This is a genomic window from Neisseria sp. HMSC061B04 (assembly GCF_001836705.1).
Classification (GTDB): domain Bacteria; phylum Pseudomonadota; class Gammaproteobacteria; order Burkholderiales; family Neisseriaceae; genus Neisseria.
The window spans coordinates 64,000-76,207 of the sequence record NZ_KV830177.1 but is presented as its reverse complement, the minus strand read 5'-3'; the positions used below and the strand labels follow the sequence as shown (position 1 = coordinate 76,207).

Genomic DNA, 12,208 nt, shown 5'->3' with positions numbered 1-12,208 from the left:
GTCAACTTCGTTTCTGTTCTGCGCCGATGACTGTTAATGGGCGTTTTAACTAGATATGGCATAAGATTTGAGTTGAAATAGTTGCTAGTTGACAAGAGAAATTTATTTAGTTATGATTCAAAGACCTTAATCTCATTTTGGGTTATTTTACCCTGTCTTTTCTGTCATATTTTTAAATCCTTCTTTTGGAGAAAAATATGTCAGTTCAACTTTCTGTTCGTGGCAATCTCGGTGCCGAATTTAATTTGCGTCCAGTCGCAAGCCCTAAAAACGATGAGGCTTCGATCGTACTTAATTTTTCCATTGCCTCCCCTAATTTCAAACGCAATGCCGAAGGTAAATCAGAAGTGGTTTCAACGGAGTGGATTTCTTGCGAATACTGGAATCGTGATGCCGCTCATCTCCATAAAATCTTACAGGTTGGTATGCCGGTGCTCGTAACCGGTGAAGAACGTTACGAAACATATACCAATCGTGATGGTGTTGAAGTTCGCGTTCGTAAATTGCGTGTTCAAGATGTATTCATTGTTCCAACTGAACGTGTAGAAGCCATCAAGTTGCGTCCTAAACGTGAGCAGTCTCAGGACAGTAATCACGCTGAAGCTCAAGCTGAAGCTGATGATGACATCCCAATGTAAATATGGCCACGAAAAATACTTCCTTTTTTCGTGAAATGAACTGCTGGCTTGCTGCATTATGGGCTGATTTTAAGGATATGTTCATTATTACCCTCATTTATGGAAGCTTGTTTGCTTTGGCAATGTGGGCTTTTTTGACTATCACATCTTGGCTTGTTTTGCAGCTGAAGCAAAGTTTGGGATTTTAAAATGCGTTTGTTTTTATGTGAAAAACCTTCTCAAGCTAAGGACATCGGGAAAGTGCTTGGTGTTCTTGGCGGGAGGCATGATGGGTATTTTCAGAATGGAGACACTATTGTTACCTGGGCATTTGGTCATATCCTGACACAGGCCGCGCCAGATGCTTATGGAGAACAATATGCTGATTTTGGAAATATCTCCGCATTACCTATTCTCCCTGAAGTTTGGCAGATGCAGGTACCGCCGAAGGTATCGAAGCAGTTTAAAGTCATTAAAGGCTTGTTGGCCAAAGCAGATGAAGTAGTGATTGCTACTGATGCAGATCGTGAAGGGGAAGTTATTGCCCGTGAAATATTGGACTACTGTGGCTACCGTAAAAAGATCTCCCGATTTTGGACGAGTGGCCTAGATACGCAGTCGGTAAAAAAAGCCTTATCTTCAATTATGCCGGGTAAGGATAAAGAAAACCTTTACCAAGCCGGTTTGGCGCGTAGTCGCGCCGACTGGCTGGTAGGTATGAACCTGAGTCGCGCCTATACAGCTGCTTATTCTGCCGGCTATGGTCGGGAACATATTCTGTCAATCGGTCGGATTCAAACACCGACTTTGAAGCTTGTAGTCCAAAGGGATAAAGAGATCGATACTTTCGTGCCTTACAACTACTACACCCTTTCAGTAGATTTTGAGACAGCGGACCAGTCAGTGTTTACTACACTGTGGCAGGTGCCTGAAAACTGGCGTAATACTGATGGATACTGTACCAACCTTGAGGCTGTAAAGGGCCTTGTTAAACAGCTTGCGAAATCTAATGGTAAGGTCATTTCCTTTAACAAAGAGCGTAAAAGCACCCCGCCTCCGTTACCTTACAGCCTTTCGGCTTTACAAAAAGAGGCCGGAAAAAAACTTGGCTTATCGGCTTCCAAAGTGCTCAAAATTGCACAAACCCTCTACGAAAAATACAAGATTACGTCATATCCCCGTACCCCTTGCAGATACTTGCCAAAATCGCAGATGAGCGAGGTGAAAGATGTTTTTGCCGCGATACAGACAATCGACAAATCCATGCTTTCAGTGATTGAAAAAGCTGATCCTGAACGTCAATCAAGAGTATGGAATGATAACCAGGTAAACAAGCATTCTCATCATGCAATTATTCCGACCAAGGTCAGTAATTTTGATTTGTCAGTCCTTGATAAGAATGAATTAACTGTGTATCGAATGATACGAGAGCGTTATATTGCGCAGTTTTATCCAGATTTTGAATATGACTCTACTGTGGTGGAGGTTGAAGCATGTTCACATTTGTTTAAAGCCTCCAGCCAAACACCGGTTATTTCCGGCTGGAAGGTTCTTTTGGGTAAGGATGTGTTCGAAGGTGATCAAATCGATGAAGGCCCTGCTCTACCACATCTGAAAGTCAACGATGAGGTCGGTACGGTTTCTGCTAATCCCGAAACTAAAAAGACCACGCCGCCGCCACGTTTTACAGAGGCTTCTTTACTTGATGAGATGCAAACTTTGAAGGACTTTTTGAAGAATGTAGAAGACGAACAGATCAGAAAAATTCTCAAGAGTACGGAAGGCTTGGGAACGGAAGCTACTCGCGCCGCTATTATCGATCGTTTGTTTGAAATGGGTTATATGGAAAAAAAACGGGGCAAAATCTATGCGACAGAAAAAGGTCGTAACCTGATTGCCCGGGTTCCACCTATGATCGCTGATCCGATAACAACAGCAAAATGGGAACTGGCTTTATCTGGAATAGAAACCGGTAAACTAACACTTCAAGATTTTATGGGATACCAAAAGAATGTAATCACTGATTTGGTTGAACAGGCAAAGAAAGATTTTAAAAGTCGTTCTCGTACAAAGTGATTAAATAAAGCGGACTAGGAATGAGAAAATGGAACATCAATTGGATAGAAGAAATTTTTTGAAAAAGCTTGTCGGCGTAGGTGCCCTATATACAACCGGTGCTGCCGGTTTGTTATTGCCTAAAGATGTAGTAGCAGCAACCAGTATGGCTGATTTTTGGTCACGAGACCGTACAATCAATTGCAAACGGGCTGATACAGGCGAAAAACATGAAATCCGTTTTTTTCAGCAACAAAATGGATATGATCTTGAAGCCTACCGTAATGCCTGTTGGCTGATGCGTGATGCCAAAGATGGAAATGCCATGGTTCAAATCGATGTAGGGCTTTTAAATCTCATGTATGCAATGCAGGAATGGGCACGGCAATCAGGACGAACAAACCCTGTGATTACGATCAATAGTGCATATAGAACGCCAAGACGAAATGCGACTCTTGAGGGTGCTGCCAAAAACTCACTGCATATGCGCGGTAAAGCAGTTGACTTTACTATGAGGGGGGTAAGCATTAGCGAGCTTGAGCAAATGGCTACATACTACAATGTGGGCGGTATTGGTATCTATAATAGCTTTATCCATTTGGATACCGGTAGGGTTCGGCATTGGCGTGGTTAAAAATTTTACGAAAAAATATTGACATATGAAATTATCGGGAATATATTGTAATTGTTTTTGTAGTTTGTGACTTTTCTTAAAAGTCTCGTCATTTAGCCGTTCATGAATGAGATTCGATTCGTCGAATTTACGGTACTTCTTTTCAGCCAGCCTTTAAGGCTTCTAAGTCAGTTCGGCTACCGTGAAAGCCGCAACTTAACCCTTTGGGGATATACTATCCCCTTTGGGATTGATATATCCCCTGTTTTTTGGAGATATATCATGACTCAATCTAATCAAAACTACTTTAACCTGACTGCTGACGGTATCGGTTTTTTAAACCGACCTCGCGAAGTTCAGGGTAAACGTAAATCTTCCCCTTACTTTGCTTGCACGATCCAAGCCTCTCGAGGCGATAATGGTGAAAAAACCCGTTTCGATCTTCGTATCGTCGGAGGTCAAGCAAAAGAGCTTTTTGCTCGCCTTTTGGAAGAGTTCCCGCAATTGCAATCAAAGAATATCCAAGAACGCCCGACTGTCGTGGTTGGTTTTCGTGCAGGTGATATTCAACCTTTGAAATTTGAAGCAATCAATCATAAAACCGGAGAAGTCTCAGAACTTTTGAGTATCGATGGTCGATTGTTAAAATTCAAGTTTATTAAAGTTGATGGCAATATGTGGTATCAATCATCTTATCAAGGTGATCAAAATCAAGATAATCCTGATGCTTGAATATTTTGATTGTTTGAGAATGGTAGGAAGCTTTCGAGCTTCCCCATTCTTAGTTTTCTAGCTTATTGCTTGGAAAATTAAGCCTCTGTCGAAACGGTGGTTTAATTTTCCAAGCAACTCCTGAATTATAGTGAAGTAAAGGGTAAGTCCCCTAAAAGACTTGGCTTTCAGCAATATTGTTTTTTTATCGATGCTCATATTTATTGTGAGCATCAGTAAAAAAATATAGTTCTTTAACAATCCGAATTTTTTTATTTTTGTTGCTTTTGAAGCAACTGTTTAAAAGCTGCCCTTTGGGCAGCTTACCTGAGTGCCCCGCCCTACCCAAGGTCATTCAGGTAAGCTTCCCCGGTTGACAGACCGTTTCTTCTGTCTGCGTATAGCCGTATAACCAGTACGCGCAATTATTCGTAATTGTTACGGCTTTATTACAAGCTAGACCATTATCTGATTACTGCGTCGGTGCGGACTAAGTAATCAATAGCCAGGGTAATCCCCATTTGAACCTGCTTTGCAGGTTCTCTAAGAAGTTTTGATATTTACAGAACAGCTTAGAGAATCTGTATTTAAAGAGTTTTATACAGCCGACAGACTGTTTCCTCTGTCATTGCATAGCCGTTGATTGCAAGCCTGTTTCAGGTACGGTACAGCTGCTTTTTTCTGAAGCAGATTTCTTTTAACCCATCGGGGTACACTTCCCCGAATGGGCATGGTGTACCCTTTATTTTGGAGTATTACCATGAATCTAAATCTATCTTTTCACCGTTCAGGTGCCATCCTTCCCCCAAATTTACTACCGGAAAGAATACGTATTGGTGACATCCTCACCCACCGACATACTCATCAGAAAGTTGTCGTCTCATGCATACAAGAACATCATTTGTTACTTGTTGATGCGGATGGTCGTATTTCGAAAATACGAACCAAAAAGGCGGTCAATCGGTATTGTAGGAGCGTCAATGATGTTCATAGTCATAAAAACGCTTCCATAGCGTTGAAGATGGCAGTTCGTGCCTTAAGTAACGATAAACGTATTTTTACAAGATTGGGGCTTCGCATGTCCCAAATAGTATATTTGGATAATATCCACAGTGCGATCAAACACTGATTAGTTTTTTCCCAACCACGGGATACCTGCCCGTGGCCGGTATCCCTTTTCTTTTGGAGAGATACCATGTCTATGACAATCCAAGGCACTTTAACAGTGCAAGTCATTCAGGGTCGCCGTGGCCCTTTCAAAACAGCTAAATTAGCTACCTCAATTGGCACATTCGATGTAAAAAACCCAATATTAAAACAGTTTGAACCAGGTAATTATGAAGGAAACTTCATACTGAACCAGCTTAAGGTAAAGACCTTTGAGTGGGGAGGTGGAGCAACGTCATATATCGACGCTGCTTTAGATTGGCAACATCTTGCAGATTTCGCACAAGAATGTGGTTTATCAGATGAAGCAGAAGAACAGTCTAGTCCAGCTTCTACTGTCGATCCAGTTTCTGAAAGTGGTGCTTTTGATCCGGTTTCTGAGAATGGTATTGAATTTCCGAAATTTGCCGAGTCCCTAAATCAGGTCGAGCACATGATTGAGAACAAATGTTCTCATATCAGCTTTGGAGAATACATTCTTGCTGATCGTGAGGAATTAAAATGTGCCGTCGAGCTTGTACGAGAAGCCGGCTATTCATATAACCCTCGTGAAAAACGCTGGTATGTCTAGGAGGCGCGAATGTTGTATTTAACCTCACGCAATGATTTGATGGCCGATGCCTTCTTTATTTGGGGCAAACAACTTATGTTTGCCTCACTCCATGGTCGCGATGCAGACATGCTGTCTTTTCAAGCACAACTCCAAGTCAGTAATGAGCGGCTTGGTTTTAGACAGCCGGGGGAAGTTTTAACCTGTCCCCGACTGACAACCGCCGAGTATTGCTTGAATCTGAGCAAATACATGACGAAATATCAGACTCTTAATTATGGTCCGGTAACGCACATGTTTTTGCATTCAGATATTCTGATTCAACCTAACTTCGATAGTAAAACAGGTTGGGTTATGTTGGATGATGTTACAGCAGATTTGGATAAGGCAGCCTGGCAACTGGTGCAGCAACTCTCCGATATACCGTTATTGGAACATTGGCAGAATGCTGTTTTATCAGAACTTGAGGCTGATAAATCCATCATGCGGTTTACTCCTCGTATAGATGAAGAGTATGCAGCAGTTGGAGTTCAAGCTGTACGAGTTGATATACCGGAAGATTTTGATGTTCGGTTGACCGCTATGCTACAAAGTGGTCGCTTACATACTTAATCTGAAGCCCCTAGCGGGCTTTTTCAGACGGCCTTTCAAAGGCTCTCTAAAAAAGTCTGTTACAGAAGAGTTTTACACAGATGACGGACTGTATATTCCGTTGATGGATACTGCTGCTGAGATTGTCCTCCCATATTCGTATGGTCGCAGCATTACTTTAAACAAGCGGTAATGCCGTATTTATTTTAACCCTGACGGGAACGTTTTCCCGTTTGGGGATACCGTTTCCTGTCACTTCCTGAAAGGAAACAAAATGTCTCAACTGATCGAAATCATAGAAAATGCCTCGAAACACTTTAGTAATATTGAAATATTTAACCCAAAGGGCAGAGATCTGATCTTTAAAGGAACTGAGTTGGTGAAGCTCACCAGTTCATCTGAAAATCCTATCCAAGGTTTGCCGGAAGGCGAATTCATAAGCATTTATCTAACTGACAAAAATAAGTTTATAGTTTTTGACAGCCGAAACAATGAAATGGAAGGACCTTTGGTCATTAATGATAGACATGGTCTAACATTTGGTTTTTACGGATACGATCGTGTCGCTAAGGCACTTTATCGCCTGCTTACGATTGATGCTTACAACTATGTCTAATTGATATTAGCGTTTCAGGTAAGAATACTGCTAGATAGTTGCTATTATTGAACCCAGAGGATGATCAGTGTGCCGACTCATCCTCTTTTATAAAGGAATTATTAATTATGTGTTACCAAGAAAAAGTATTCGACGATGTAGACTGGCAGGCTGTGCAAGATTCTTTGGCCGGGTATGTTCGCCCAGACGAGCTGGAAGGTACGGAAAATGAGGACAACGTATATTTCGGTATGGCAAAGTCTTTTGTTTTCCTGCAAATTTGGCTGGAGGACCTCAGAGGTTGGATACCGTCACAAGGCGATTTGAAACCTGCATGGGACGGACATATGATTGGAACAGATGATGATTTCGAAATTGTTATGGCTGACGATTCAAAAGTTTGCGTCCATCGTTCTAAACAGCTAATGGAAGCAGTTTCGCAAGCCGGAGAGGTACTTGCTACCTTCTCGGTCGGAAGGGAAGGAGATGAGTGATGAAAACAATTCGGAACCATGATCCCAATGAAGACTGCTTCAGACTGCTTTTTTGATTTACCCGAACCTGCTCAACAGCAGGTTTTTTCAGACGGCCTTAATTGAGGTCATCTGAAAAAACCTGTTTTACAGGCTGACAGGCCTTTACCTGTCTTGTGTACTGCCGTTAATCATTACACGCATTCTTCGGGATGTACGGCTCTTTTATTAACCCTGTGGGGATATGTCTCCGACAGGGGATATTTTCCCCTGTTTTTTTGGAGACTGTCATGATTGTTTGCTACAACGTTTACGAACAAACCGCCTATTCGCGTACATGCGATTTTCGTGCGGAATTTCTTTTTGAAGACGAGGAAACTCGTCGAGAAACTCGTGTTCTTTTGCCCGAAGCCCGATTTGGACGCTATGCTTATCTTTCAGGTAAATGGTTATTAGAGGATGCCAGTGTGTCAACCAAGTTGACCATGGAACTCAGACTGCCACTTGCCTGGAAAGACCTCGGTTATTACGAGTTTAGGCAAGCAGTCAGTAAAATGGCAACTGACTGGCTGGAACAACGTATTTGTGAATTGGAAAATGATTTTTCGGAGATCATTTACGATCCTGATACGGTGTTTCAACAGAAAGATGTACGGGATATGCTGCTTGGACCGTACAGTTACGGCGGTGCTCAGATAATGCGAAATGTGGTTCTCTCGTTCTATAGGGGCGAACCCGTCGAGCTGGGTACGGTGACACAACTGGATCGGAAGCATTATGCGATTTTCCAAGCCATACTTGCCCATTACCGCAAACACCGTGAAAGTGAACAACTTCGCGAGATAGTAGGCGAAATGAACCGTGTGAAGGCTGAAAAAGCGCAAGCCAAAAATGCCGACAAAACTGAAGATGACTTACTTTTTTGATGGAGTAACATGGTTATGAATATTTCCAAACCCGAAAATGAAGATCTGCGTGTTGCCGGCGAATTCATCGGCATGATGAATCTTGTCGCACAAGGATACAATCCTTTAAAACAAGATGAGTTTGATGAATTCATAATGTTGGAAGATGAGGACAAAGATAAAGTTTTGGATGCTTTGTGCGAAAAATTCAACAACTGTGATTTGGATTGGCTTTTTTACGTTTTAGGTGTCTTACTTTCACCCAATGCAGGTGTTATTGATCAAGATTCAGATATTTTGGTCATCCATCCCCGGCAGATACCGGCGGATGGTAATACTGAAAAATCCGAAGGCTGATTCTTTTTTAACCCGGACGTTTACGTTCAATTGTAAACGGATCCATTATTCTACCTGCCTTTTGGCAGGTATTTTCAGGCGACTTTAGAAAGGCCGTCTAAAAATACCTGTCTTTACAGGCTGGCAGACCTTATCTGTCTTGTGTCCTGCCGTTAAACATGACACGCATCCTTCGGGGTGTACGGCATTTTCTTTTATCAACCCTGTGGGGATACGTCATTCCCTAGGGCATGGCATATTCCCTTTTACTTGGAGCTTATGCCATGCACGCATTACCCTTAATTCGCCAATTCAGCGAAACCCGAATCAAACCGAAACTCAACGAAGGTAAAACCTTGGACATCGGATTGATGTATAAGAAAGCCAATAATGCTGCCGAACGTGGCTATTATTTGCATGTACGAGAACTTATCAGAGAGGGACTATTCGTCAGATATATTCTTTTCAAATCCCCATACCTGGAACTGCAACTGAACACCGTTTCCCGAAAATCGGCTAAAGCGGAAGAACAGGCATTTAGTATTCTGAAAAGTTTGGTGGATTCTGACCGTCTGAAAACCGCACTGGAAAACGCCGGCTTTACCTGTTGATTCCTATTTTCGAACATTAGGAGAGCTATATGCACACAATGAGCAGAATGGTAGCTGTTTCTTCGGTAACGGTTTATGTCTATTCATCGGAAACTCCGTTGAAACAGGCGGATATAAACCTGCTTGCCCCTAGCGGTCGGATCCGCATCACTGCCGAAGTGGAAACCGACGCAAACGCAGATATTATCTGCGAGAGTTTACGCATTACCGATCTCGCCGGTTCGGAACTGGTGAAGGAGGATGGTGAAATTGTGCCACTGCCCAGCCTTGACAACCGTCTCTATAACGAGGCCGTTTATGCGGCAGCAAACTTAGTTTATGGTATCGGTGTAGGTTTGGTGCAGCTTCCCATCCAATACGAATAGTTTTCCCTTTTTTAAACCCTGACGGGGCAATCCCCGTCTTCGGGGTTTGCTCCGTCTTTTTTAGGAGCATATGATGTATAACCCCGTTTCAAAAATAGACGAACTCTTCCCGGATTTTGCAGAGTTGGATCAAACTGTGGCCGAGATGCAGGAACGTCAGAATCAAATAATCACTGATTTCAACTTTATCATCCGTCAAGTGGCTGAGACTGCCAAAAAAAGTACGGAAGCTGCCGTATTGCCGGAGAAATCTCCGGAAACTGAGCTGCCGGATTCCGACATGCCTCTGACGCAGTTTCTTGCCGAGTTTGGGGACAGTCTCTTCAACGCAGTTACTGAGCAAAACCAACCTGTCTATCAGGGGCAAACTTATCCTCACCTTGAAAAAGTGCTGGATAACCTGGAACGTCCTTTGTTTGCGGCACAGCGAGAAGTTGTACGCGCCGTATTACAGCAATTGGTGGTAGAGGACAAACCTGCAGTCATTATTAATGCTGAAATGGGTACAGGTAAGACCATGATGTCGATAGCAGCAGCCGCTGCCATGCATCAAGCAGGTTTGCACCGTACCTTGGTATTGAGTCCTCCTCATTTGGTGTATAAATGGAGAAGAGAAATCCTCAAAACGGTACCCAATGCCCGCGTATGGATCCTTAACGGAGCCGACACACTGGCAAAACTGTTGCAAATCCGTGCCCTTGACCGAAAACCCGAAGTTCCGGAGTTTTTTGTGATGGGGCGTGTTCGGATGCGCATGGACTACCATTGGAGGCCTTCGTATGCCGTGCGTCGCCGCTGGATACCTTCTGAAGGTGCTTCTAAGGGTTTTGCCGTTTCCGAGTATTACTGTCCTAAATGTGGCTGCGAAATCTTGGATGAGGAAAACAAACCTTATAAGAGTGAAGGTGGTCTTAAAAATGCCCTGGCTAAAAACCGCCGTTTTTGCAAAGGCCATCATCATGGCAAACCGTGTAAGGAGCCGCTCTGGACCTTGTGCCGCAAGGAACAGAGTGAAGACGGGGTTGTAAGCACAGTGTACGACCGTGTGCTTAAAACCATGACCACCCTACCCGGCATCGGTCCTAAAACCGCAGCAAAAATCATCGGGATGTATGGTGAGCAGTATCTGGCCGAAATCTTGGAAAACAACATTCAGGCGTTTTCCAATTTGATGGATGAAAACGGAGAATTTTTATTTGACGACCGTCAAGCGGCGCGTATCGACCGAGACTTAGGCAAAGCAGAATTTAGCCTAGGACGAGGCGGGTATCAGCCGACCGAGTTCATCAAACGCTATTTACCGAAGAATTTTTTCGGATTGTTGGTGGTAGATGAAGGCCATGAGTACAAGAACTATGGCACGGCTCAAGGTCAAGCGATGGGGGTTCTGGCACGTTGCTGTAATAAGATCCTGTGTTTAACCGGTACGCTGATGGGTGGCTATGCGGAAGACTTGTTCTTTCTATTGTGGCGACTTTGGCCGCAAATGATGATTGAAGACGGTTTCAGTTACAACAAAGGGAATACCTTGGGATCGGCAAGCATGGCGTTTATGCGTAAGCATGGCGTGTTGAAGGATATTGTCCGCCATCTTGGAACTGAATACAGAAATGGCGCATTCAGTAGCTCAAAAGCGGAGCGTAACAGCGTTCGTACCGCCAAAGCACCGGGATTTTCCCCTTTGGGCATCATGCGTTACGTTTTGCCTATTACCGTTTTTCTTAAGCTGCGTGATTTGGGCGAAGGTGTTTTGCCTGGCTATAAAGAAGTATTCCGGCCAGTTGAAATGACTGAAGATCAACAGGCAGTTTATAAAAATATGGATAGTGTCTTGAGACAGTATTTGAAGGTGGCATTAAGGAATCGTGACAATACCCTTACCAGCGTTGTTACGAGTGCCTTGCTGTCATGGCCTGATTGTTGTTACAAACCTCAAGATGTTTACTGGCGCAGACAGGACAAGATCCTTTTCCATACCGAACCCCAGTTTGATGAGGAAGAAATCTCGCCTAAAGAAGCCGATATGCTGGAAGTTATTAAAGACAGTCTGGCTAAAGGACGTAAATGTCTGGTCTATACCGTTTATACCGATACCCGTGATACGACAGGCCGGCTGAAAGAGATTTTCAAGCGGCACGGTATTAAGGCGGCGGTAATGAAAGCGACGGTAAAGGCTGATCATCGTGAAGACTGGGTTGAAGATCGTCTGGCAGAAGGAGTACAGGTGGTTATCTGTAATCCGGAGCTGGTCAAAACCGGTTTGGACTTGTTGGCATTTCCAACCATCTACTTTTTGCAAACAGGATATAACGTTTATACCCTGATGCAGGCTGCCCGCCGTTCTTGGCGTATTGGGCAGAAGGAAGATGTAGAGGTGTATTTCGCCGGCCACAACGATACAGCACAGCAAATTTGCCTTGAACTGATGGGGCAAAAAGTTGCTGTTAGCCAGTCAACCTCCGGGGATATGCCCGATTCGGGTTTGGACATTCTGAACCAGGCTGAAGATTCAGTTGAAGTTCAGTTGGCCAAACGCTTGGTTGAACGACAAGATTGATGCAATTTTTGCATCTAACCCACGTTTAGTGGGTTTTTTTAGACAACACTCTGAAGAGGTTG

The 12,208-nt window shown here is 43.6% G+C and carries 13 protein-coding genes; all 13 read left to right on the top strand.

The features are described 5' to 3' along the window. Positions 1–197: 197 nt before the first annotated feature. The 13 genes from HMPREF2661_RS02345 to HMPREF2661_RS02275 all read left to right on the top strand — a co-directional run bounded on the left by HMPREF2661_RS02345 (position 198) and on the right by HMPREF2661_RS02275 (position 12,146). Complete coding sequence (locus HMPREF2661_RS02345) at positions 198–638, top strand: single-stranded DNA-binding protein (protein WP_070822241.1); 441 nt, start codon at positions 198–200, stop codon at positions 636–638. A gap of 189 nt (positions 639–827) precedes the next feature. Further along, positions 828–2,693 carry a DNA topoisomerase III gene (locus HMPREF2661_RS02335; protein ID WP_070822240.1) on the top strand — a complete coding sequence of 622 codons (1,866 nt, stop codon included), beginning with the start codon at positions 828–830 and terminating at the stop codon, positions 2,691–2,693. Positions 2,694–2,721: 28 nt separating this feature from the next. Then, positions 2,722–3,306, top strand: coding sequence for a YcbK family protein (locus HMPREF2661_RS02330; protein ID WP_070822239.1), 585 nt, complete (start codon positions 2,722–2,724; stop codon positions 3,304–3,306). A gap of 261 nt (positions 3,307–3,567) precedes the next feature. Continuing rightward, positions 3,568–4,017, top strand: coding sequence for a DUF3577 domain-containing protein (locus HMPREF2661_RS02325; RefSeq protein ID WP_070822249.1), 450 nt, complete (start codon positions 3,568–3,570; stop codon positions 4,015–4,017). 1,174 nt (positions 4,018–5,191) lie between these two features. After that, the gene (locus tag HMPREF2661_RS02315) at positions 5,192–5,734 is read left to right on the top strand and encodes a DUF3275 family protein (protein ID WP_070822238.1); all 543 of its coding nucleotides are present in this window, start codon (positions 5,192–5,194) and stop codon (positions 5,732–5,734) included. Positions 5,735–5,743: 9 nt separating this feature from the next. Beyond that, positions 5,744–6,325, top strand: coding sequence for a hypothetical protein (locus HMPREF2661_RS02310; RefSeq protein ID WP_049360323.1), 582 nt, complete (start codon positions 5,744–5,746; stop codon positions 6,323–6,325). Positions 6,326–6,578: 253 nt separating this feature from the next. Continuing rightward, entirely contained in the window at positions 6,579–6,920 is a 342-nt protein-coding gene (locus HMPREF2661_RS02305; RefSeq protein ID WP_070822237.1) for a hypothetical protein, read from the top strand. Positions 6,921–7,027: 107 nt separating this feature from the next. Continuing rightward, the gene (locus HMPREF2661_RS02300; RefSeq protein ID WP_070822236.1) at positions 7,028–7,393 is read left to right on the top strand and encodes a hypothetical protein; all 366 of its coding nucleotides are present in this window, start codon (positions 7,028–7,030) and stop codon (positions 7,391–7,393) included. A gap of 269 nt (positions 7,394–7,662) precedes the next feature. Next, the gene (locus HMPREF2661_RS02295) at positions 7,663–8,298 is read left to right on the top strand and encodes a hypothetical protein (RefSeq protein ID WP_283140438.1); all 636 of its coding nucleotides are present in this window, start codon (positions 7,663–7,665) and stop codon (positions 8,296–8,298) included. Between the two features lie 15 nt (positions 8,299–8,313). Continuing rightward, on the top strand, positions 8,314–8,634 hold the full coding sequence (locus HMPREF2661_RS02290; RefSeq protein ID WP_070822248.1) for a hypothetical protein: 321 nt from the start codon (positions 8,314–8,316) through the stop codon (positions 8,632–8,634). A 263-nt stretch (positions 8,635–8,897) separates the two neighbouring features. Next, positions 8,898–9,224 (top strand): hypothetical protein, encoded by a 327-nt coding sequence (locus HMPREF2661_RS02285; RefSeq protein ID WP_070822235.1) that lies wholly within the window; start codon positions 8,898–8,900, stop codon positions 9,222–9,224. Positions 9,225–9,262: 38 nt separating this feature from the next. After that, complete coding sequence (locus tag HMPREF2661_RS02280; protein ID WP_141759987.1) at positions 9,263–9,589, top strand: hypothetical protein; 327 nt, start codon at positions 9,263–9,265, stop codon at positions 9,587–9,589. A gap of 73 nt (positions 9,590–9,662) precedes the next feature. After that, entirely contained in the window at positions 9,663–12,146 is a 2,484-nt protein-coding gene (locus HMPREF2661_RS02275) for an SNF2-related protein (protein WP_084824299.1), read from the top strand. Positions 12,147–12,208: the final 62 nt, after the last annotated feature.